Genomic DNA, 24,101 nt, shown 5'->3' with positions numbered 1-24,101 from the left:
CATCCCCCAGGGAGTGACGGTAGAGGTAGCCCATGAAATTCTAATTCGCCACTGGTCAACTTTGCGCTGGTGGTTGGAGGAAAATCGTAGTAGATTGCGATCGCAACGTCAAATTGAGCAAGCTGCACAATTATGGTTGCAAAGTGGTCAGCAATCTGATTTTTTGTTGCAGGGTGTGCGGTTGGCTGAAGCGGAAGATATTTACATTAAATATACTGATGAACTTTCTTTTGATGTTCAACAATTTATTGAAGCTTGTTTAGCAGAAAGAAAACGCCAACAATTTCAGTTAAAGACCAGACTCAGACGCCAACGAGTAGCGATCGCTATTATCAGTATGTTGGTTGTAGCTGTTCCCAGTATCGGTTGGTTAGCTTATTTGCAATATCAAACCGCACAATTAAACAAAATTGTTGCTGCTAATTCTTTATCAAAAGCAGATATCTTATCCAATCAGCAGCTTGAGTCAATTATTAGCAGTGTCGAAGCTGGAAAAAAATTAAAGCAGACAATTGGGGCATCGGAAGATGTTAAATTTAAGACCTTAGCTGCTCTAGGTCAAGCACTTTCTAACACTCAAGAACTCAACCGCTTAGAAGGACACACTAAAGCTGTAGTTAGTGTCAAATTCAGTCCGGATGGTCAAACAATTGCTTCTGCTAGTGATGACCAAACAGTGAATCTTTGGCGACGTGATGGTAAGTTGCTGGGAACTTTGTCAGGACATAAAAAAGCAATTAAGGATGTTACTTTTAGCCCTGACGGTAAAATGATTGCTACCGCTAGTTTTGATGGCACTGTGAAGCTGTGGCAGACTATTGACGGTGCTTTAATTAAAACTATCAACGCCGATAATCTTGAGGTTTTCAGCGTCTCTTGGTCTGCTGACGGTCAGATGATTGCTAGTGGTAGTGCTGATAAAAATATTAAAATCTGGAGAGTTAGTGATAGTAAACTTCTCAGAACTTTGTCAGGTCATAGCAGTGAAGTCAATAGTGTTAGTTTTAGTCCCAACAGTCAAACAATTGCTTCAGGTAGCGCTGATAATACTATTAAAATCTGGAGAATTAGCGACGGTACTTTGCTAAAAACTTTAACTGGACATACGGATAAAGTTATTAGTGTGGCTTTTAGTCCACAAGGTAGGACGATTGCTAGTGGTAGTGGTGATAAAACTATCAAAATCTGGAATAGTGACGGCACTTTGCTACAAACTATTGTCGGACATACTGCTAGAGTTAATTATGTCAGTTTCAGCCCTGACGGTGAAACTTTGGCTTCAGCAAGTAAAGATAGAACTATCAATTTGTGGAACCCGAAGGATGGAACTTTATTACAAACATTCCTAGGACACAGTATTGCTGTTTATGGAGTCAGTTTCAGTCCGGACAGTCAGACTTTAGTATCCGCCGGCGCAGATCAAACTGTTAGACTTTGGCAAAGAGATAACTCTTTGGTGAAAACTTTCTCAAATAATAAGTCTTCGGTAAATGGTGTCAGCTTTAATCCTCAGGGTAATTTGTTAGCAACAGCCAATGAGGACAAAACAATCAAACTTTGGGATATACCGAGTATGACATTGCACTCCTCTCTCGAAGGATTTGATAAGCCACCTTTTCGTATTGGACATAGAGATGCTGTCTTTGGTGTCAGTTTCAGTCCTGATGGACAAACTATGGCTACCTCTGGTGGGGAAGGATGGGTGAAACTGTGGCGGACTCGTGACGACTATATGATTAAAACTCTTATAGGACATGAACATGAAGTTAATAATGCCACTTTCAGTCCGAAAGGAGATATTCTTGCCTCAGCGAGTGCGGATGCAACTATTAAACTATGGAGAGTTAGGGATGGGAAACTTATCAGAACTTTAACTGGAAATAACGGTGAAGTTTTTCGTGTCAGTTTTAATCCGAAAGGTGATATTCTCGCTTCTGCTAGCAGAGATAACACTGTGAAAATCTGGCGGGTGAAAGATGGTAAATTACTGCGAACTCTCACCGGACATACTAACGCAGTTAGTGGTGTAAGTTTTAACCCGCAAGGTGATATCCTCGCTTCTGCTAGTTCTGATAAAACTATTAAACTTTGGCGGGTAAGCGATGGTAAGTTACTGAAAACTCTACAAGGACACAGCGATGCAGTTTGGGGCGTAACTTTTAGCCCACAAGGTAGCATGATTGCTTCTGTCAGTAATGATAAAACAGTGAAATTATGGAGTAAAGATGGTATAGAAATAAAAACTTTTTGGGGACACAGCGAATCTGTCACTGATGTCAGTTTCAGCCCTGACGGTAAGATGATTGCTAGCGCTAGTAACGACGGTACCGCTAAACTGTGGCGTATTGACAGCAAAGAGCTGCAAACCACAGATTTAGATCATTTGTTAGTTCGCAGTTGTCAATGGTTGCATGATTATTTAGAGAATAACCCTAAGCTTAATAAGCAAAAGGGCGATTTGTGTTTTGACTTGGGAGAGTAGAGTTGACTGGCTGTAAAATTTGGCGTTGGTTGACCAAAATTGGTTCTCTACGCGGAGGTGTAGGAGGTTTTACGGGTTTTTTTCCGATATTCCCTTCACCATTTCTGTGTGTATCTTCTCCAGTACCAGTTATGGGTACAGATACGACTGGTTTGACGGTGCTGGGTGTTATTACTGGCTTTTTCACAACTTCACCAGCAAAACTAGATGTTGCACTAGCTAGTACTATTGGTAAGGCGATCGCTATGACAATTTGCTTTTTCATTTTTCGTGTATTTTTTACTTTTATTGATAAAGCTACTATCGCAGTGGACGAGGTGGTTTCGGTGGTTGCTTAGTCACCGTTGCAACTCCTGTTTTTCTGACTCGGGTAGGACTCGGTGGCTTTGGTCGTTGCTGACTAACTGTTGGTTCTCCTATTCTCCTGGAAATTTCCTCCTCCAGTCGTACAGTAGTTGGTGGTTCTGGTGGTTGCGGATCGACTGTCGGTTCTCCTATTCTCCTGGAAACTTCTTCTGTTTGTTCTTGTAGTGGATTTTCCTGTTTATTACCTGACTTATTCATACTCTTTTGCATTTGGGATTTTAACTTCAAAATTGTGCGACTCAATTTCGACAATTCTTTGATAAATTTCAATGCACCGGATTTGAAAATAACTTGTATGACCCTTAAAACTCGCGTTTTCATCTCAAATAATCTCCTGGTGTGTGTGAGACTAAAACTTTTGTTGCAATACGTTTACCTACCCAATGCCATCAAAGCATTCCGAAAAATAGGGTAAACTTGCCAAAACAATTAATAGCCTAAACTGTTTTCGGTTTGTACCCTTTCACAGACTTAATAGATTTCCTTGAGTTTATTTATGCAGTCTTCTGTCGTTTCGGCGATCGTAGATTTGCACCCTTTTTATTTGGGGTTGGGCTGAAAAGTCTTAGTATCCTGATAAATAGCGTGTCACCCAATCCAAAATTTTAAATCCCAACTCCCAAGATTACCTTGGTCAAATATTTGTTCTTGGTAATCTTATATACTTAAGTGCTAGTATAATACGTTCTACTTAGTTATCGCAATGAAAAAAATTAATATTTATTTTCATTTTTCCATTCCCATACCCAACCCTAATTTTTCTCTAGTTAAGTATATATAGAACTCATATTTGATTGCATGAAAAGATACGTAGAGTCTGGCTTCAAGGGGTGTGGATGTTCCTCCCCCTTAGGGTAGAGAGTCTCAAAAGGCTATGTCTACGACGGGTCAATACGGTTCGGTTAAGAATATTTGTGAACCCAAAACCCTTGTAGAGACTTATCTTGTGCAACGTCTCTACATACGTTAACCGAACCGTATTGTACGACGGGTGTAGCAGCAGCACTTGCTTGGGGAAGATAAGCGATCGCTCTAGTTATTCCGAATCTCAATTCAAATCAAAAGAGCGATCGCACGACAAAATTATTGTAAAATCCCCAAGGTGGCGCACAATGAAGTACATATATAAAACCCCTCTCCTCGTAGAGACGTAGCACAGAATCGTCTCTAGGTGTATTCGATTAAAGCGATAGGGTGCTAGTGCTTTAGACATCTGGTAAAATTAGATATGCGTTATCCAAACCCCAAGAGACGTAGCAATGCTACGTCTCTACATTCATTTTCACGTCTATGTCTTTTGGTTATTAACCCGGCGTTGCTAGTTAGTCTGGTGGGTGATACCTGTGTTAGCGGAGCTGACCGCAGATAGCCACTTAAGTAATAGACATCTCCGGAAAAGAATGTAGAGACTTCGTATTTCGCGTCTCTACAAGGGTTTTGGTTAATGCATAATTAATTTATGGAGATGTCTAATAGACATCTCCGGAAAAGAATGTAGAGACGTAGCACAGAATCGTCTCTACAAGGATTTCGGACAACGCATAGTTCATTTTTGGAGATGTCTAATAAAATACCCTCCAGGAACAAAATAAGGAGGGGAATATGTTAAGTGAAATAATTATAGCGATTCCCACTGAAATCAAAAGAGCGATCGCACTCTCCTTCATTAGACATCTCCAGAAATGAACTATGCGTTGCCCAAACCCTTGTAGAGACGTGAAATTTCACGTCTCTACATTAGACATCTCCGGAAATTAATTATGCGTTAACCGAAACCCTTGTAGAGACGCGAAATACGAAGTCTCTACATTCTTTTCCGGAGATGTCTATTGTTCTCTGGAGATGTCTATTGGAAGGTGCCGTATTTTCGGCGCTTTGCACCTTCCTCAATCAAGCGATCGCAGTTATGCTTGACTTGTGTACTTTAAGACTCCATCAATATTTTCAATTCCATTTATGCCTGTAAGGGTTTGTACAAATGCACCATTCATCTTTCGACATTTGCCTGAAAGTTGATCTCCAGTGACAGAAGTGTTTGCACAAGTCAGGTTAAAGTTAGCAATTTTTTGAGGATTAAGAACTTTGAGGGTTCCATCAATATTTTCAATTCCTCTCAAGGTGATGGAAGTTGAATTGAGTGATTGATTCCTTGTTCTGCAAGTGGCTGATAGTACATTCTCGCGAAGAGAGATACCTGAGCAGGTTAGTTGATAGCTACTAGGAGCAGCCGCAGCAGTCAAAGGACTGGCAATAATTGCCACGCTAAAAGCAAAGAGCAACGCTGCGATCGCACTAATCCATTTACCTAATTTCATGGTGAAAACTCCTGATATTTATGAGTTTTTACGTAAGGACTCAGAGTTGTCCTTCATCTCTACATTTTTAAGACGTTTCTAAAGGTCAATTTCCGAATTTTTCGAGTTAGAGGCGTTTTTTCTCAAAAATGCCCTCCATCAAACCCACCTCAAGCACGATTATCCTTTCGCACCATAGCTTGCAACCGTTTCACAGCTGCCTCAACCTCTCTGCGGGGTGGATAAAACAACTGCAAATTCAAAGCATTTCGATAAGCCTTCATAGCCCCGAAAGTATCACCCAATCCTTCTAAGGCTCTCCCTTGCCAGTAATCAGCTGTGGCTGGGTTAAACGTCATCAATTTTTTAGCTTGCAAACAAGCCTCTTCCCACCATTTCCGACTCGCCACATCATCTAAGAGCACCTGATAGCTCTCTCCCAGCCACACCGCCGCAGGTAGAGATTGCAGATAACCCCCCCCTTTTGGTAATAACTGCCATCCTTGCTGTAGCGCCTCCACAGCTTGCTGGTGTTTAAGCGCCAAAGCCAAAACCCGTCCATGACGAAACCAAGCATCAGGTAACTGTGGCTGGAGTTGCGTTCCTTGCAGAGAAACACTACACCCCCGCTCAATCTCTTTCAAACTTTCTACTAGCACCCGTCCTGCCGTTGCCCAAACACTCCAGCGTTGGGGAAACCGTTTCAGCATTTCTTCTATTATCAAAGCTAGGTTTACATTACCTCCCTGGGATGAGAGGGGTAGAGCTTCAACTGGCAAAATCCTACACAACCCCCGATAGATTTCACAATCGTCGGGATACAAACGATATGCTTTGAGCATCATCTGAGCTGCCTGATGACATTCCCCAGTGTGGAATAAGTACTGCCCATAGTAATACCAACCACTAGGATTATTGGGGTGTTGCTCTGTAAACTCTGCTAATACCTCTGCCCCTTGTGCCCAATCCCCTCGGTAAATGTGATAATACGCTAGTGATTTGTAAGCTTCAGCCCCATGAGGAGCCTGTCGTAGCATAGAACCAATGAGCTTTTTCGTCTGCTTCCCCTCTTCATTAGATACCAATCCCATGCTGCAACGCTGATCTAGCTGTCGCTGGAGTACCCGGAAATCATCAGGAGCTAAGGCGATCGCTCTATTTAACTTCTGCCTAGCTTCCTGAAAGTCTCCCACTGCCATCAGCATGTCATAGCTGTGAATCAATGCCACAATATCGTCTGGGTTGAGTGACAAAACCCGTGAAAAGACTTGTAAAGCCCCAATCGGATTTTCTCTTTCCATCTGCACCTGTCCCAATGCCAGCCAGTGAACTATTTTGTCAGGTTCTAGGTCAGCCGCAAAATCAAAAGCAACGATCGCTTTTTGACTATCACCTTTACACAGAGCAATCAATCCGCTGATATGGTGCTGAGTTCCTTGATTACAGCATAGTCGTAAGGCACTCTGATATAGCTCTATAGCCTCTGCCTCTCGTTTCATCATTTGTAAGATTTTCGCTAGTTGCAGCCGCACATTCATCAATTGAGGCGATCGCGAAATCACTTGTCGATACTCTGCGATCGCTTGCTGCCAAATTCCCATTGAGTAGAGTAAATCAGCCAATTCTAGTCGTTTCTTCCATCCTTGGGGATACTTCTGCACGTACTTACTTAAGGTTTTCAGCTTCTGTTCTTGTCTCGTTGGCTTTTCGTCTAAGACCAAGTGAACATTCAGATCCACCCCAGAGGACTGGGAGAACTGTACCAATTGTGTGGCAAGGTTTCCAGACATGTAACGGTTACTTGATAGTTAATTTGTTCGATGCGATCGCATGTTATGGATGCTTCCCAGTCAGATGTGAGTTCGGGGTTGTTGATTTCACCCCTCTCCAACCCACATTCTGCAATCGGGTGTAGAGACGTTGTATACAACGTCTCTAGATGATGAAGTTGCTGCTGGGAGGTAGGCTGGGAGATGTTTGTGGAATTCACCTTTTTGAAAGAGGGAGAATCTAAAGAAGTGTTATCTTCCCCCAATAGATACTTGTTCAACTGGTTTTGCAGAATAGTTCGTGCCTGTTGAACCCGTTTCCAAACGTTGTCTTCCGAGAGGGTGAGTTGCTTGGCAATATCTTTGTATGACTTGTGTTGGCAGTAGCGGAGAATAAAAGGGTCACGCAGTCTAGATGGTAAGGACTCAATTTTGTAGCGCAGGTATACGCTTAGTTCACGACGTAAAAGTTTTGACTCAGTAGATTCCAGCCCAGAACTAACTGCTGCATCTTCTGTAATTTGCGTCTCTCGCTGGCGTTGTCGATATATATCTACACTCAGGTTATGGATGATTCGAGTCAACCAAGCCTTGGGATTGGTGATTTTTCCGGCATAATCTAACCAGAGATTCCAGGCTTTGAGCATTGCTTGATTGAGTAAGTCTTCAGCATCATGACTATTACCTCCCATCCACTTTAGGCAACATCTGTAAAAATAATCTTGATATTGCTCCCATAACTGCCAAAAATCAGTGTGGCACCCAGATAAACCCGACAATTGGACTTGGTTTGTCCATAGGTTTTCAGTTTCCAGATTTGTTAAGGAAATAAAGGCTTTTTGCTGCAAATTCGCCCACATTTGTTACTTCCAGTTGAAAAACTAAAACTCATTGTTCAAAATAAATCATTACAGGTATAACATAGGTGTACCTGCGATCGTCTATAGAAAAAAATTAAGTAAATTTTATTAGGAATTACCCAGCGTGGGTTATTATTTTATTTTGTAGTCAAGACTTTTGCGACTTCCAAATTGTGATGCGTTAATGGCTGAATCGCAATAGATAAGCTATCGAGGGGTTCGTCCCTGAACGATTTCTTTATAGAGCAGTTGCTTGGGGAAAATAAGCGATCGCTCTCTCTATTTCTTCAATAGACATCTCGATCAAAGACGTAGAGACGTAGCATTGCTAAGTCTAATCAAGGGTTTCGGGCAACGCATAATGAATTTATGGAGACATCTAGTAAAAATCTCAACGCAAACCAAAAGAGCGTAGGTGTAGGCTGTCGTAGATATTGCACTGACAGTAGAAAGGGTGCATTAGCCGAAAGTATAGCACCCTAGGAGATCAGGCGATCGCACTTAAATAAAAAGAAGGGGGAGGGTTTTAGCTATTTTCATGGTTTGGTTATCCTTGTTTGTTAGGGAGTTAGGATTATTGACCAAAAAAATGGGACTCAAGCCCCGTCCTTCGCTTGACGGCTTTTCTTGATTTCTAATGTATTGCTTAAGAATTTCTAGCGGGGCACCTCCTACAGAAATAGCGAAATAGCTAGGACTCCATAGGGCTTCTTTATGGGGTTTTTTGTATCCGGCTTGCCCGTAGCGGCGACTGGAAACCCCTTTTAATGCGTTAACTATTTGAGAGATGGATAGCTTAGGCGGATACTCAATCAGCGCGTGAACATGATTACCCTCACCATTAAACTCAATCATTTGAAAATCCATCTTTTTAGATACCTCTTGAAACGACTTTTCAATTTCCGCAAGACTTTCCAATGTAAATACAGACCTACAGTATTTCGTCACACAGACCAAATGTATTTTTAAATCTGTAACACTATGCCTTTCTCTGCGAAATCCGGTTGTCATTTTATGCAGACCAATATATAATATATTTACAGACCCATTATACCACTAGCCATGAAAGCCAGGTATCAATATCGTTTCTATCCAACAGACCAACAACAACAGAGTTTAGCTCAGTTGTTTGGTTGCGTTCGTGTTGTGTGGAACGATGCCCTGGCTATTTGCAAGCAATCAGAAAAGTTGCCAAGTAATAACGACTTACAAAAACTAGTTATTACTCAAGCTAAAAAAACCGAAGAACGCAAATGGCTGTCTGAAGTGTCTAACATCCCATTGCAACAGTCAGTTGCTGATTTGGGTGTTGCATACAAAAACTTTTTTGATTCTTTAAAAGGTAAGAGAAAAGGTAAGAAAGCTGGTAGACCCAAATTTAAAAAGAAAACTAATCAACAATCAGCACGATTCCGGATTGGTGGCTTTTCTTTTCAGGAGAAACAAGTTTATTTAACTAAGATTGGTAATGTTAGTCCTATTTGGTCTAGAGAGTTACCTTCTGCCCCTAGTTCTGTTACCGTAATTAAGGATTGTGCTAATCGTTATTTCCTCAGTTTTGTAGTAGAGATTGAGCCTGTTTATATTGATGCTAAAAACCAAAGTATTGGTATTGACTTAGGGGTTAAAACCTTTGCTGTAATGTCGGATGGAACAAAAGCTGAAAGTCCTAAATATTTAATTACAGATAGGAAAATTCGTAAACTTCAGAAAAAACTAGCACGTCAACCCAAAGAGTCAAAACGCAGAAATGTAACTCGTATTAGAATTGCAAAACTGCATAACCAAATTGCAGATACTCGCAAAGATTTCTTGCACAAATTGTCTACGAAAATTGTTAGTGAAAACCAAACTATTATTTTGGAAGATTTGAATGTTTGGGGTATGGTCAAGAATCGTAAACTTTCTAGAGCTATTAGTCTTCAAGGGTGGAGAGAATTTAGAACGTTATGCGAAGGTAAATCTGAAAAACTTAATCGGGTTTTTCGCGTTATAAGTCGATGGGAACCAACAAGCCAAGTCTGCTCTGATTGCGGGTATAGATGGGGAAAGCTAGATTTAAAAGTTCGATTGGTGAAGTGTTTAAATTGCGGCGCTGAACACGACAGAGATGAAAATGCTGCAAAAAATATAAATAAAGTCGGGATAGGGCATTGCCACGACTCTAAACGGACGCAGAGGAATTTTAAGACTACTTCGGTAGCGGAATCCGTTGAAGCGTCAAGAATCACCGAGGCGTTGATTCCCGGTGAGTATGTCAAAGTTGAAAACACAAAGCCTGGGAAGTATTGCCATGCAGGTTTAAGCATTCGCAAGTGTCATATTCGTTCGTTGTATTTACAGTTAGCACTCTTACGCCTTTCCACGCTAGTCGGCAAAGTCGGATCTTTAAGTCGGATTTAGTATATTAAATTACAAATGCATTATTTATAACTATCCAGAAAAAATAATCAGTAAATTTTCTGAGGGTTGACGCAACTGGCAGATTATTTTAAGTTCGTAGTCAGGACTAAAGTCATCTTTTTTCTCTCAACCGGAAAAATAAAATAGTGTAGTTTAAAATACTAAAACTGCTGTAAGTGTAATTTGCGTATAAGGTAGTATTACAATTGTCTAATCTGACGACGTTAATTTAGAAAAATGTAATAATTTTAACTAAGTTGCCCTTAAATTCCCTCTCCCATGATTCCCAAACGCGAAATGCGATCGCTCACCGGGAGCAAATTTATTCCTCAATAGACAACCTATTTGAAAAAGAATGTAGAGACGTTAAATTTAAGGTCTCTACAAGGGTTTTGGGCAACGCATAGTTCATTTCTGGAGATGTCTAATCATCAGCGAGCATCTTTTGCTTTTAGGTCTAACCCAGCCTAAGAATAACTACTCCCAGACCATTACAAGATTACCTACTTTCTTTTCTTTCTTGGAGTACAGGAGCGTCTTAGCGGTTCGTTAAAAAAATTTAGGTATTCTTCCAGCGCTCCGGGAGTAATTTTGTTCAAAAATCAAACCGGATTTCTATAGATTTGTAAATTTTTCCGGATATATCCTTCAACAACAACGCATAAACTCGTAGCAGTCAACCTAGAAAAGCTTTAGCATATTAAATAATCAGTATTTATATCAGTCTAAATTTTTACCGTATATTTTTGAGATTGATTGCTATTCCCTGTATTGTAATTTAAAAAAATGTCTCCATTAGGCGTTGCTACAAGTCGCTCAACTTATGCTTTAGAAACCGGACAGGCAAAACTTTGGTTGGTGTTGGTCGGTGTAAACCAATACCAGGATGAGCGATTGCCTTGTTTGCGCTATTCAGCGGTTGATTGCCAGGGTTTAGCGGAAGCTTTAGCAGATGCAACTCAAGCTTTTCCGCAGACGGAAGTGTGGAGTCACCACGATTTATCGTTACAGTTGCCTACACTAATAAATATTCGTACTACATTAAAGCAAATTGGTGCTGCGGCTCAACCACAAGACACGATTTTATTTTATTTTTCTGGACACGGGATGGTAGAGTCAAACTCTGGGCAGGTAGTTTTGTGTCTGGCAGATACGCAAATCGATAATTTACTCAACACAGGTTTAGGATTACAAGAATTATTACATTTATTGGGACATAGTAGAGCGCAGACTCAGTTGGTATTGTTGGATGCTTGTCATAGCGGCAGTATGTCACTCAAGGGAGCAAAAGGAGAAATACCAAACTCCGAAAACCTGACACCGCAAATGGTAGACTTGTTGCGGCAGAAAGCCAAAAAGAGTAGAGGATTTTATGCTTTGCTTTCTTGCGACACAGATCAACAATCTTGGGAATTTCCGGAGTTAGGACACGGAGTCTTTACTTATTATTTAATGCGGGGGTTGCGAGGTGAAGCTGCTGATGCACGGGGTTTGATTGAAGCTGACAGTCTTTATCGATATATTTATCATCAGACGCAGCAATACATTGAGCAAACTAATCAACAACTGCGACTGATTAATCAGCAAAAAAGAGGTAGAGGGGAAACTAGACTTTATTCAGAATATCCTTTGCAAACTCCGAAGCGGATTGTGGAAGGAGTTGGGGAAATTATTCTTGGCTTAAAATCAGAAGTTGTGGAATCGTCTTCTTTGCGACAAGCGCTGATTGTTGAGGGACTGACAACTAATAAGACGACTCTCGATTTTTGTAAACTTTTGTGCGGTGTTGGTGGCTTTGAGTTAGAGTATTTGCCACAAGCTGATAAGATAACAGCTTCATATATTCAAGAAGGAATGCAGGATTGCTTGCAGAAAAAGCAAGATTCTCAAAATTTAAAACATAACGCAACAGTTTTATTATATTTGCGTGGAAAAATAAAGGAAACTGAAACGGGGGAAGCTGTGTTGCTAGTGGGGTCGGATATTCAATTGAGTCGCTCTTGGTTAAGACAACAACTCAGGCGATCGCCTTACACTCAACAAATTATCATCTTAGACTGTCCTTGTGACCAAACGCGAAATTTGACTGACCAAACGCGAAATTTGGCTGACCAGACGCAACAATTGGCTGACCAGACGCAACAATTGGCTGACCAGACGCGAAATTTGTCTGACCAGACGCGAAATTTGTCTGACCAGACGCGAAATTTGTCTGACCAGACGCGAAATTTGGCTGACCAGACGCGAAATTTCGCGTCTCTACAAGATTGGATAGAAGACTTGCAACTAAGTTCTGAACAAGGACAGTGCATCATTGCTGCTGCTTCCCCGTCATACAATCCCGAACAATTCACCCAAGTTCTTCACGATACCCTGAAAGCTGCCCAACACCAAAACAGTTTATCGGTAGCTAGTTGGATAACTCAATTGCAATTATCTTGTTCAAATACATTACCATTGCACATTTGGGTATCCGGGATTCAAGGGGTTATCGAAATTATACCTACTATAACTGGTACAAGAGATATCAAGTTAACGGAAGGAATTGATTTAGGGCTTTGTCCTTACCGGGGATTAAGAGCTTTTACTCCGGAAGATGCTCAGTATTTCTACGGTAGAAAAACTTTGACGCAGCAACTTCTGCATCATCTGACAAGTAAGTCATTTCTTGCCGTAGTTGGTGCCTCTGGTAGCGGTAAATCTTCAGTAGTGCAAGCGGGATTAATCGCTCAACTGCGGTGCGGTAAACAATTACCTGGTAGTGAAGAATGGTGGATTAAAAGCTTTCGTCCTGGTGCAAATCCGCTCTTAGCTTTATCACGACGCTTAGTAGATAGCGGAACTGAGAAAGAAAAAGCTTATCAGCAAATACAACTAGAGGGAATGTTGTATCAAGGGGGAGAAGGATTTGCTCACTGGGTATGTAATCGACCAGAACCAACCATTATTTTAGTTATAGACCAGTTTGAGGAATTATTCACCGTTGCCCAAGCTGTTGAGAGACAGAGCTTTTTAGAACTTATATTAGGGGCACTGGAATTAGCTCAAGATAAGTTAAAAATAGTCATCACTCTGCGGGCAGATTTTATCGCAGCTTGTTTGGAAATACCGAAATTAGCGCAGCTTTTACAACAGTCTAGCATTCTCGTACCGCCTTGTTTAACTGAGGAGGAGTATCGTCACGTCATTATTAACCCTGCTGAACAAGTCGGTTTAACAGTTGAACCTGTGTTAGTTGAAGTACTGTTGCAAGAGTTACACTCCTCACCCGGAGATTTACCGCTTTTAGAATTTGTCTTAGAGCAGTTGTGGGAACATCGAGTTGCAGGTAAGTTAACTTTACAAGCTTATCAGCAGCACTTGGGTGGAATTAAAGGAGCGCTGGAAAGTAAAGCGCAAGGTGTTTATGAGAGTTTAGACGCTGAAGCTCAAGAATGCGCTCGTTGGATTTTTCTATCTCTGACGCAGTTAGGTGAAGGTACGGAAGATACTCGACGAAGGGTGTATAAATCAGAGTTGATTGTGAAAAAATATCCGGCACCATTGGTAGAAAAGACACTGGGAGCGTTAATTGCTGGGAAGTTGGTAGTGGTGAATTTGGAAGAGGGAGGGAGGGGGAGAGGAGGACAAGGGGGACAAGGGGGACAAGGGGGACAAGGGGGACAAGGAGGACAAGGAGGACAAGGGGACAAGGAGAATAATTTTTCTTTCCCCCCCTCTCCCCATCCCCCCCTCTCCCCCTCCTCTTCTGTGACGATAGAAGTTGCCCATGAGGTGCTGATTCGCTATTGGTCTACTTTGCGATGGTGGTTAGAAGAAAATCGTGGGAGATTGCGATCGCAACGTCAAATTGAACAAGCTGCACAGCTATGGAAACATGGGGGTGAACAATCTGATTTTTTGTTGCAGGGTGTGCGTTTGGCTGAAGCGGAAGATATTTATATCAATTACACTGAAGAATTATCTTTTGATGTTCAGGGATTTATTGCTGCTTGTCTAGAAGAAAGACAACGACAACAACTGCAAGAAAAAAGCAGACTCAAACAAGCGCAAAAAGCTGTAACTGTTATTAGTATTTTGGGAATAGCTGCTTTCTCTTTTGCAGCTTTAGCTTATCAGCAAAGTCAAAAAGCGCAGTTGCGAGAAATACAAGCTTTAAATTCTTTGTCAGAAAACCTTCTTTTCTCCCATAAGCAATTGGAAGCACTATCAACTAGTGTTAAGGCAGGGGAAGAGTTACAAAAGATGACGTTTTCCAGTCAGGTGATGTATCCTGATACTACAAAAAAGATTCAAACTGCAACTGCAACGATTTTACAACAGGCGATCGATCAAACTCAAGAACGCAACCGTTTGATTGGACATAATTCTTGGGTAAGTAGTGTCAGTTTCTCAAACGATGGACAAATGCTAGCTTCGGCAAGTACTGATACAACTATCAAACTTTGGAAGCGTGATGGCAAGTTACTCCACACTTTACGCGGACATAGCGATGGAGTCAATAGTGTGAGTTTCTCTGGTGACGGCAAAATGTTAGCTTCGGCAGGTACTGATGCAACTATCAAACTTTGGAGTCGGGATGGCAAGTTGCTGAAAACACTTTCTGGACATAATGATGGAGTTAATAGTGTTGCTTTCTCCCCTGACGGTCAAATGATTGTTTCGGCTAGCAAAGATGATACTATCAAACTCTGGAGTCGGGACGGCAAGTTACTGAAAACTCTTACCGGACACAGCCAAGGTGTAAATAGCGTTACTTTTTCACCTTTAGGTGATATTATCGCTTCTGGTAGCGACGATCGCATGATTAAACTGTGGAGTTTAGATGGTCGCTTGCTAAAAACTCTGCCAGGACATACTGGTGAGGTTTTGAGTGTCGCTTGGTCAAAAGATGGACAGACTATTGCTTCTGCTAGTGCTGATAATACTGTCAAACTCTGGAATCGTGACGGTGGTTTACTGAATACGCTAACTGGACATAACAGCGATGTCAAAAGCGTTAGTTTTTCACCTGACGGTAAAACCATCGCAAGTGCGAGTATTGATAAAACTATCAAACTTTGGAGCTTAGATGGTCAACTGTTGGATACTTTACAAGGACATAACCATGTAGTCAGTAGCGTTAGTTTTAGTTCAGACGGTCAACTACTTGCTTCCGCTAGCGATGATTATACCGTGAGACTTTGGAACCTTGATATCAATGCGCCAAAAACTCTTTTTGGACATCTCGATAGCGTGAATAGCGCTTGGTTTAATCCGAATAGTAATACCGTTTTCTCGGTCAGCAACGATAAAACGATGAAACTCTGGAGTTTAGACGGTAAGTTACTAAAATCTATCTCTTCCCCCATTAACGATATTACCAGCATTAGCTTCACCCCGGACGAAAACACGGTGGCAACAGCGAGTGCTGACAATACTATCCAACTGCGAAAACGTGATGGCTCTTTGCTGCACATCCTTAAGGGACATACTGATTGGATAATTAATATGAGCTTCAGTCCTGATGCGAAAATCCTCGCTTCTGCCAGTACTGACAAAACGGTTAAACTCTGGAGTATGGATGGTCGCTTGTTAAATACTCTCAAGGGGCATAAAGGTTGGGTAACTAATGTTGAATTCAGCCCAGATGGTGAATTGTTAGCATCAGCCAGTGCTGATAATAATATCAAACTTTGGAGTCGGGATGGCAAGTTACTAAAAACTCTTAATGGACACAATGCTAGTGTTTGGGCTTTAACTTTCAGCCCAGATGGTAAGATAATCGCCTCTGGTAGTCAGGATGGTACAGTCAAGCTATGGGATCGTGACGGTCGCTTGTTGCAAAACTTAACCGGACATACTGATGCGGTTAATAATTTGAGTTTTTCTCCTGACGAGAAAATGATTGCTTCAGCTAGTGATGACGACACCATCAAACTCTGGAATGTACAGAGCGGTATGTTGTTGAGAACTTTCCAGGGACATACTGGTGATGTGAGGAGTGTTAATTTTAGCCCTGATGGTAAGATGATTGTTTCGGCGAGTCAAGACAAAACAGTAAAAATTTGGCAGTTGACGGGGATAGAAATGCAAACATTGAATTTGTCGCAACTATTAAAGCACGGATGCGATCGCTTGCACGATTATCTGACAAGTAACCCCAATTTTAACACAGGCGATCGCAACATCTGCCAATAGCGACACTTGGGCAATGCCCTATTCCCCATTACCCATTAATTCCTAGCATCTGAGCAAGACACGAACGTAATTCCTACCATCGTTTTGAAGTGGTTAAAGAAAAATAGCGATCGCTTTCTCAGTTTACAAAAAAAGGTGAGGGCGATCGCTAATCTCTTCTAGACTTAACCATCTGATATCATGTCCGTTTAATTAACAGTAATAAAAACCTACCTACCATCGTAGAGACGTTCCAGTGGAACGTCTTGGAGCGTATGTGTGATAAGCCTGTCATGATTGATGATTGTTTTATGAGTGCCTTAAGATAAAAATAATCGGTCAAATGTCTTAGTACCTGATGCACTAAGATTGCCTGTTAACGGCTCAAAAGCTTCACCCAACTTACCCAACACTGAATTCACTAGATTATCAGTAGCATCTTTGACTCCCATAATAGACACCCACGTATCTAGCTGAGTCATCAAGTCGCTAGCACCAGCGCTTGATTTGTCAATAACTAAAGACCAGTTTCCATTACCTATAACTATACTGTTACTGGTAAAGACCTTGTTGCCACTACCAATTACTGTATTATTACTACCGAAGTCAAAGTTACCATTACCAAGAGTTGTGTTGTTATTTCCAAAACTCCAATTGCCATTACCAAGGGTTGTATTGTCACTAGTAGAATTCCAATACCAGTTACCATTACCGATGGTTGTATTGTCATGAGAAGCATCTAAATTCCAGTTGCCATTACCGATAGTTGCGTTGTCAGTGCTAGAATCCCAAAGCCAATTACCATTACCGATGGTTGCGTTGGCATTACCGTAATCCCAGTTAGCATTACCGATGGTTGCGTTCTTACTTCCAAAGTCGTGATTGCCATAACCAATCGGTAATTCGCCATCTGGGGTAGAAAACACATTATCTTTGCCATTGAAGGGTAAAATTCCTTCTAAGGCAACATTCAAAATATCAAACGGTATTTCCTTATCTTGACTGCCACCACTAAATAAGCTGAGGAATGGGTTGCTACTATCAGTATACGAGTTGTCACCACTAGCCAATTGGTTCACACCGTTGACACCGCTGTTAAAGCTGAATATATCATTCCTAAACAGCTTCAACAAATCTGACGGTGTTTGCAAAGGGGTATTGTTACCATCTCCAAACAGATTTCCAGAGTTGAGAATTTCAGTTACGTTTAAGATATTAGCTTGGACAGTCTTCAATATCTCCGAGGATGATAACTGAGGCACACTGCCATCACCGGTTAAGAATGTTAGCTTGTCGTCGTTACCGAAGACAAATTGCGAGATATCGAAGGATGGTTGCTGATTAGCATCACCACCTGCAAAGGGATTTTCACCACTTGTAACTGAGTTTTCACCACCTGCAAACGGGTTCTGAACACCTGCAACTGAGTTTTCACCGCTGGCATTCAATACCAAACCTGGTGCAGAAGGCTGATTGCCATCACCGAAAGGGTTCTTTCCGTCTTCAAACGGGTTGCCATCAGTCAAACTATTACTAGCATCACTTAAGGGCAATCTGTTACGCAATTTGACAATAACTGAGTCGAGCAATTGCTCAACACTAACCGTTAGTGCTGAGGAGACACCCTCTGGTGTGGTTTCATTATTATTTATCCATTGACCATTCCCAACAACTACGTTGCCAACAATTGCAAACGGGTTGCTATTAATAACTGTTGTGGAATTGCTACTACCACCAATATTTTGGAAGCTTGAATTACTGCTGTCTTCAATTACAGGCAGACTGCTACTAGCAGAAATAGAAGTGCTTAAGCTGCCAGTCAAGAGATTGTCATTAACAGCTAAGGGATTGCTAACACCAGTAAACGATTGATTAAGCTCATCAATGGAATTCACGGTATAAGTTGCCATAAATAATTATCCTCACGTTTTAATAGAAGCAAGTTTTACATATCAAAGATCAGTTGAAGTCGGATTTTTAATGTTTGTTAGATTTTTGTAGTAATGGATAAGTGCCCTTAAAACTTTTATATATGAGCGGTAAACGGCTCACTACCAAACAGGAAAGTATTTTACGTTTAATTTTACTGTTGTTTATAAATATAAATTTTTCTCGACAAAATGTTTGATGACAGTAATGAAACTGTCATCAATTTTTAGTAGCAACGAGCTTCACAATCTAGGTTTTTAGTTTTAAGTAGCAGCATAATTTAAAAAACACAATAATAGTCGCTACCTAATACCGTAAAATTGCCGCGAATTGAAGGTTTAAATAAAAAGGCAGAGGAACCCAGATTGCTACAACGTCTAACTTCAATTCGCGCTTTAACTTGTGCAATGCGTGTACTAAGCGAACGGATTGCCACCACTGAATGATGGAACACCACCGCCACCTACACTACCGATACCGCCACCTTGAATGGGGATAGCACTACCGCCAACGAAGCTGTTAACTTCGGGGATACCATAGCTAGCTAAATCGAAGCTACCAGTAGTTGGAATGCTGAAGATGGCACTGAAGGTTTCATCAGAGACGGTGCCGAAGCTGTTAGTAGAGGGGATGCTGCCGCCATCGAATCCATTGCCAGGGACATTAAAGGATGGACTGATACCACCTTCGGTGAGTTTGGAATTAACCAGGGTGTCAATGTAAGACCTGATCTCAATCTCAGAGGTGGCGCCACCGAAACCACTACCAAAGTCGATACTAGAGGTATTGCCTGTGGTACTGCCACCGAAGCTGCCACCAAAGCCACCTGTGATACCGCCAGTAGTATCGGCATCAGCAGACTGAGCCGTGATGCCGCTACCACCCGTCGGCTTGCTGCTATTGGTGCTGTTACTAACTAGCTTGTCAATGTTCGACCTCAAGTTACTAAAGGGCGATCCTCCCTGACTGTCACCACCAAACAGTACCTGGGCAGCTGCGGGGTTGTCAGCAAAGGGGTTGCCACCACTAGATTCACTACCAACACCACTGAAAAGGCTACCTAAGTCGGTAATACCGACTTCGCTTAAGCGACCCCAAGGTGATTGCCCAAGGGAATTCCCACCAGTGGTGGTTGAACTGCTACTACCTTGATATGAGATTCCATCATCAAAAGTATTGGAATTGCTACCAGCTGATATGCCACCAAAAGCATTTGAGCTACCACCATCAAGGGGATTGCTACCATTACTAAAAGAGCTAACATTAAAATCTGCCATTAGATATAACCCTTCTGTTTTTAGGACAAAAATTTTGCTGAATAAAGCGATGTAAAAAATACAAAAGTAAGTTTTCTCGTTACTTTTTTATAATTTTTTACTACTTAATCTAGTTAATAGCTATTATTTTTTTAATTTTTGGACTTAATTACAGAGTGTTTACATTTTAAGTAACGAAAAACAACTTGAAATTAATGCCACTTCTATAAAATAGAATAATAAATTTTACTTAAATTAACAATGAAAAATATTTTGATAACCTTGCCTTATTTTTAGTTATTTTACAAATATAAAATATTTATTGAGAATAGTACAAAAATAATGTTATGCAAAAATTAAATTCAAAAAATAAACTTCTAAATTTATTTTAAATATCAAACATCAGATTGGGTGCGTTATGAATCAATACGCTTGGTGTTAAGAAATTGGTGGTAAAAATTGTATGTAGAGACGTAGCATTGCTACGTCTCTAGGAGGATTTTGGGCTTAACTGAACGGTATTGCGTTAGCGCAATTCGTAACGCACCCAACAATCTAAAATTCTTTCAATTCATTAATCGGAGAATTAAATAGAACCTACCAAAGCACGCTCAGACCAGCGACCGACAACTTTGCCAATTACTGCCATTTCTTGAGCCAAGATGTCAAATTTATCGGGGGTGAGGGATTGGGGTCCATCAGATAGGGCTTTTGCCGGATTTGGGTGAACTTCAATCATTAAAGCATCTGTACCGGCAGCGATCGCAGCTTTTGCCATTGGTGTCACATACTCAGACCTACCTGTACCGTGACTGGGGTCAATCATGATTGGTAGGTGGGTAAGCGATCGCAATACTGGAAGCACCGACAAATCTAAGGTATTGCGAGCATATTTGCCATCAAAGGTTCTAATCCCCCGCTCACAAAGAATTACATTCGGATTTCCCCCAGCAAGGATATATTCTGCTGCCATCAACCACTCATCAATGGTGGCAGACATTCCCCGCTTCAACAGCACCGGCTTATCTTGAGCACCTACTTTTTTCAACAACGAGAAGTTGTGCATATTCCGTGCTCCCACTTGAATCACGTCAGCTACTCTTCCCACTGCTTCTAAGTCGGCAGTATCCATCACTTCTGTGATGATGCCTAAACCCGTAGCTTCACGGGCAGCTGCTAACAAACCTAAGGCAGTCTCACCGTGTCCTTGGAATGCATAAGGTGAGGTGCGAGGTTTGTATGCTCCACCACGGATGAACTTGGCTCCCGCTGCTTTGACCCGCTTTGCTGTCTCGACAATCATCTGTTCGTTCTCAACAGAACAGGGTCCAGCTACCACGACAATCGGATGATTTTCACCGAAGTAGACTTTACCGTTAGGTGTCGGTACAACAACTTCGCTAGCTTCTCCATAGCGGAATTCGCGACTCACTCGTTTGAACGGTTGCTGTACTCGCAATACTTCCTCAATCCAAGGGCTATATCCCTTGATTTGCAACGGATTGATGCTAGGAGTATCACCAATCATTGCTAAAACAATTTTGTGCTTGCCGACGCTTTTTTCGACTGTGACTCCCCATGTGTCACTGATTTCTTGACTTAACCGAGTAATTTCTTCTTGAGGTGTACCGTTTTTTAAAATGACAATCATGTGCGTTTTTCCTTTGTATATTTCACTAATTTGCCAATAGACATCTCCGAAAATGAATGTAGAGACGTAGCATTGCTACGTCTAATCAAGGGTTTCGGGCAACGCATAATTAAATTCGGTCGATGTCTAATAGTTATTCGCGTAAAAAATCAGCAAGTTGTTCTAATTTCGTCCAAGCAGCACCGCTTTGCAGGACTTCTTTTGCCAAAGCTATACCTTGAACACAATTTTCCAAAATATCTGTGGAGTTGCTATCAAAAACTTCGCCAACTTGTAGCGCAAGAGCGGTATTTAAAGAAACTACATCTTGCTGGGCTTGAGTGCCTTTACCTTGCAAAACATTTCTTAAGATTTCTGCATTCTCTTCGACATTTCCACCGCACAAGGCTTCAGTGGGAGCATGACTTAAACCTAATTCTAGCGGATTGAGTATGATAGAGCGGACTTTTTGCTCTTGCAGTATAGCGAGGTAAGTGATATCTGCCAAACCTGCTTCATCTAACTTTTCTCTGCCGTGGAGAGCGATCGCTCGACGACATCCGAGTTGCGATAATGCCTGAGCGATCGCTTCTAACAAAAGTGGATCACTCACTCCAATAATTTGCCCTGTTGGTCGCATTGGATTCACCAAAGGTCCCAACAAATTAAAAATAGTCCGCACTTTTAAAGTTTTTCGCAAAGCGGCAACTGCTTTCAGTGCTGGATGCCATCCTGGGGCAAACAAAAAGGTCATACCGACAGCATCAACTGCGGACTCCACTTTCTCCGGACTGGCGTTAAGATTTATACCCAAAGCTTCCAACACATCAGCGGAACCGGTTTTGCTGGATGCAGAACGATTGCCATGTTTAGCAACTTTTACCCCCGCAGCAGCAGCTACAAAGGCGACAGCAGTTGATATGTTGAAAGTTGAAGCTCCATCTCCACCAGTTCCGCAGGTGTCGATGAGGGGAGAGGGGAGGAGGGGGAGAGGGGGGGACAAGGGAGAGGGGGGGGACAAGGGAGAAATTCCTCCTTGTCCTCCTTGTCCCCCTTGTCCCCCTTGTCCTCCTTGTCCTCCTTGTCCCCCTATCGACTGGGATTGCAAAACACCAGCCATACCAACTAATTCTTCTACGGATACGCCTTTTGCCTGAATTGCTGCTAATATAGCTCCCGTTAGGACGGGGGGAATAGCATCTGTCAGCCAACCTTGCATCAAGTCAGCAGATTGAGAAACTGTGAGCGATCGCAACTCGAGTAATTGTTTTAATAAATCAGACCAATTTTGATCGGGAGTGCCGGGAATATTGTTAGATGGGGCTTGGGTTGTGGCTATCATATTGGTTGATGGTTGGAGCCTTGATGGTTGATGGTTGGAGCGTTGTTAAAACTGATATCTTGTACCAATCTCAACAACCGCCTCATAATGAATTCTGAGGCTAATAGCTAAAGTCTTCTTAAGAAGACTAAATGCTTACGAAATAATACTTTCAGTCCATTTTAATGGAATGCGTGCTATTAGCCCGAAATGCAACTAGGGGCGGGATATCGGGTTAATTGAGATGGGTGCAAGGTTTGAGTTAAAAAGTACTCCCAACTCCTAACTCCCAACTCCCAACTCCTAACTCCTAACTCCTAACTCCTAACTCCTAACTACTCAACATTGAGCGCTTTCGCAACTGTCTGCACGTCTTTGTCACCCCGACCTGAGCAGTTGATGACAATTCGGGGATTACCATCAAGCTGTTGACAAAGGGTTTCTAGATAAGCGATCGCATGAGCGGTTTCTAAAGCGGGAATAATTCCTTCTAGCTGCGAAAGTCTCTGCAATCCTTCTAAAGCTTGCTTATCAGTCACGCTGTAATACTCGGCACGACCAAGATCCTTTAAGTAACTATGCTCAGGACCCACACCAGGATAATCTAACCCGGCACTAATCGAATGTGCTTCGATTACCTGACCATCTTCATCTTGTAGTAGATAACTCATCGCACCGTGCAATACACCTACTCGTCCTTTTGTCAAGGTGGCTGCATGTTTTTCTGTATCGACACCTTCACCTGCTGCCTCAACTCCAATTAAGCGGATAGATGCTTCATCTACAAACTCGTGGAACAACCCCATCGCATTAGAACCACCACCAACACAAGCCAAAAGAATATCTGGCAAACCGCCCCATTTCTCTTGACATTGAGCGCGAGTTTCTGTACCAATTACGGCATGAAAGTCACGCACTAACATCGGGTAAGGATGGGGACCTGCAACGGAACCCAAGATATAATGGGTGGTTTCGACATTCGTCACCCAATCGCGAATCGCTTCTGATGTCGCATCTTTCAAAGTTCCCGTACCAGCTTCTACCGGACTAACTTCTGCCCCCATCAACCGCATCCGAAACACGTTCAGGGCTTGGCGTTGCATATCGTGGACGCCCATATAAACCACGCATTCTAAACCAAAGCGCGCACACACGGTTGCCGTCGCGACTCCATGCTGACCTGCACCGGTTTCAGCAATAATCCGCTTTTTACCCATGCGCTTTGCCAACAACACCTGCGCTAAAGCGTTATTAATTTTGTGAGCGCCTGTATGATTTAAATCTTCGCGCTTTAAATAAATTTGCGGTCCCGTGCCGTCAGGTCGTGCATAGTGCTTGGTCAGGCGTTCGGCGAAATATAACGGGCTAGGTCTTCCTACGTAGTCTTTGAGTAAACCTTGCAACTCTTCTTGGAATCCTGCATCGTTACGATATTGCTCGTATGCGGCTTCCAACTCGCTTAATGCGGGCATTAAGGTTTCAGGGACGTATTTTCCACCGAATTTGCCAAATCTGCCTAAGGAGTCTGGTCGCGCTGTTTGAGCTTGTTTGATATCTTGAATGCTTACCACTGGTTAAAATCCTTTATTGGGGAATGGGGAGTGGGGAGTGGGGAGTGGGGAATGGGGAATG

Annotated in this window: 14 protein-coding genes and 1 pseudogene; 3 read left to right on the top strand and 12 right to left on the bottom strand. The window is 42.0% G+C overall.

What is annotated here, in order from left to right; all coding sequences use genetic code 11:
• A partial coding sequence (locus OGM63_RS25175; protein ID WP_263748414.1) for a WD40 domain-containing protein occupies nt 1-2,482 on the top strand: 2,482 nt, incomplete at its 5' end.
• Here OGM63_RS25175 and OGM63_RS25170 read toward each other — a convergent pair.
• From OGM63_RS25170 to tnpA, 7 genes and pseudogenes are all read right to left on the bottom strand, one after another.
• A complete protein-coding gene (locus OGM63_RS25170; protein ID WP_263748413.1) occupies nt 2,439-2,747 on the bottom strand; it encodes a hypothetical protein in 309 nt (102 codons plus the stop codon). The two genes, OGM63_RS25175 and OGM63_RS25170, sit on opposite strands and share 44 nt — an antisense overlap.
• 35 nt (nt 2,748-2,782) lie before the next feature.
• Nucleotides 2,783-3,169: a hypothetical protein gene (locus tag OGM63_RS25165; RefSeq protein ID WP_263748412.1), complete on the bottom strand. Its 387-nt coding sequence runs from the start codon at nt 3,167-3,169 to the stop codon at nt 2,783-2,785.
• A 581-nt stretch (nt 3,170-3,750) separates the two neighbouring features.
• Complete coding sequence (locus OGM63_RS25160) at nt 3,751-3,900, bottom strand: hypothetical protein (protein WP_263748411.1); 150 nt, start codon at nt 3,898-3,900, stop codon at nt 3,751-3,753.
• A gap of 852 nt (nt 3,901-4,752) precedes the next feature.
• A complete protein-coding gene (locus OGM63_RS25155) occupies nt 4,753-5,163 on the bottom strand; it encodes a CVNH domain-containing protein (RefSeq protein WP_263748410.1) in 411 nt (136 codons plus the stop codon).
• A gap of 149 nt (nt 5,164-5,312) precedes the next feature.
• Complete coding sequence (locus OGM63_RS25150; RefSeq protein ID WP_263748409.1) at nt 5,313-6,932, bottom strand: tetratricopeptide repeat protein; 1,620 nt, start codon at nt 6,930-6,932, stop codon at nt 5,313-5,315.
• Nucleotides 6,872-7,771, bottom strand: coding sequence for an RNA polymerase sigma factor (locus OGM63_RS25145; protein ID WP_263748408.1), 900 nt, complete (start codon nt 7,769-7,771; stop codon nt 6,872-6,874). The genes OGM63_RS25150 and OGM63_RS25145 overlap by 61 nt, the downstream gene beginning before the upstream one ends.
• Before the next feature lie 615 nt (nt 7,772-8,386).
• Nucleotides 8,387-8,782, bottom strand: a pseudogene (gene tnpA, locus OGM63_RS25140) (IS200/IS605 family transposase); the annotation flags it as partial.
• Nucleotides 8,783-8,833: 51 nt separating this feature from the next.
• Here tnpA and OGM63_RS25135 point away from each other — a divergent pair.
• Together OGM63_RS25135 and OGM63_RS25130 are read left to right on the top strand one after the other, a co-directional pair.
• Nucleotides 8,834-10,174 (top strand): RNA-guided endonuclease InsQ/TnpB family protein, encoded by a 1,341-nt coding sequence (locus tag OGM63_RS25135; protein ID WP_263748407.1) that lies wholly within the window; start codon nt 8,834-8,836, stop codon nt 10,172-10,174.
• Between the two features lie 786 nt (nt 10,175-10,960).
• Nucleotides 10,961-16,354, top strand: coding sequence for an nSTAND1 domain-containing NTPase (locus OGM63_RS25130; RefSeq protein WP_263748406.1), 5,394 nt, complete (start codon nt 10,961-10,963; stop codon nt 16,352-16,354).
• A 299-nt stretch (nt 16,355-16,653) separates the two neighbouring features.
• Here OGM63_RS25130 and OGM63_RS25125 read toward each other — a convergent pair whose 3' ends face one another.
• The 5 genes from OGM63_RS25125 to trpB all read right to left on the bottom strand — a co-directional run bounded on the left by OGM63_RS25125 (nt 16,654) and on the right by trpB (nt 24,040).
• Nucleotides 16,654-18,243, bottom strand: coding sequence for a hypothetical protein (locus tag OGM63_RS25125; protein ID WP_263748405.1), 1,590 nt, complete (start codon nt 18,241-18,243; stop codon nt 16,654-16,656).
• 435 nt (nt 18,244-18,678) lie between these two features.
• Entirely contained in the window at nt 18,679-19,539 is an 861-nt protein-coding gene (locus tag OGM63_RS25120) for a hypothetical protein (protein ID WP_263748404.1), read from the bottom strand.
• Between the two features lie 565 nt (nt 19,540-20,104).
• Nucleotides 20,105-21,169 (bottom strand): 3-deoxy-7-phosphoheptulonate synthase, encoded by a 1,065-nt coding sequence (aroF, locus tag OGM63_RS25115; protein ID WP_263748403.1) that lies wholly within the window; start codon nt 21,167-21,169, stop codon nt 20,105-20,107.
• 133 nt (nt 21,170-21,302) lie between these two features.
• Nucleotides 21,303-22,490 (bottom strand): anthranilate phosphoribosyltransferase, encoded by a 1,188-nt coding sequence (trpD, locus tag OGM63_RS25110; protein WP_263748402.1) that lies wholly within the window; start codon nt 22,488-22,490, stop codon nt 21,303-21,305.
• A gap of 314 nt (nt 22,491-22,804) precedes the next feature.
• The gene (gene trpB / locus OGM63_RS25105) at nt 22,805-24,040 is read right to left on the bottom strand and encodes a tryptophan synthase subunit beta (protein WP_263748401.1); all 1,236 of its coding nucleotides are present in this window, start codon (nt 24,038-24,040) and stop codon (nt 22,805-22,807) included.
• Nucleotides 24,041-24,101: the final 61 nt, after the last annotated feature.

It is taken from the genome of Plectonema radiosum NIES-515 (assembly GCF_025753815.1).
GTDB classification, from domain to species: Bacteria; Cyanobacteriota; Cyanobacteriia; order Cyanobacteriales; family Nostocaceae; genus Hassallia; species Hassallia radiosum_A.
The sequence above is the reverse complement of the archived record's forward strand: the minus strand, read 5'-3'. Positions and strand labels throughout refer to the sequence as shown.

Coding starts and splice junctions, on each gene's coding strand:
- OGM63_RS25155 (WP_263748410.1), bottom strand. CDS start 5,163: ATGAAATTAGGTAAATGGATTAGTGCGATCGCAGCGTTGCTCTTTGCT.
- OGM63_RS25135 (WP_263748407.1), top strand. CDS start 8,834: ATGAAAGCCAGGTATCAATATCGTTTCTATCCAACAGACCAACAACAA.
- OGM63_RS25120 (WP_263748404.1), bottom strand. CDS start 19,539: ATGGCAGATTTTAATGTTAGCTCTTTTAGTAATGGTAGCAATCCCCTT.
- OGM63_RS25130 (WP_263748406.1), top strand. CDS start 10,961: ATGTCTCCATTAGGCGTTGCTACAAGTCGCTCAACTTATGCTTTAGAA.
- aroF (WP_263748403.1), bottom strand. CDS start 21,169: ATGATTGTCATTTTAAAAAACGGTACACCTCAAGAAGAAATTACTCGG.
- OGM63_RS25125 (WP_263748405.1), bottom strand. CDS start 18,243: ATGGCAACTTATACCGTGAATTCCATTGATGAGCTTAATCAATCGTTT.
- trpD (WP_263748402.1), bottom strand. CDS start 22,490: ATGATAGCCACAACCCAAGCCCCATCTAACAATATTCCCGGCACTCCC.
- OGM63_RS25170 (WP_263748413.1), bottom strand. CDS start 2,747: ATGAAAAAGCAAATTGTCATAGCGATCGCCTTACCAATAGTACTAGCT.
- OGM63_RS25145 (WP_263748408.1), bottom strand. CDS start 7,771: ATGTGGGCGAATTTGCAGCAAAAAGCCTTTATTTCCTTAACAAATCTG.
- OGM63_RS25165 (WP_263748412.1), bottom strand. CDS start 3,169: ATGAAAACGCGAGTTTTAAGGGTCATACAAGTTATTTTCAAATCCGGT.
- OGM63_RS25150 (WP_263748409.1), bottom strand. CDS start 6,932: ATGTCTGGAAACCTTGCCACACAATTGGTACAGTTCTCCCAGTCCTCT.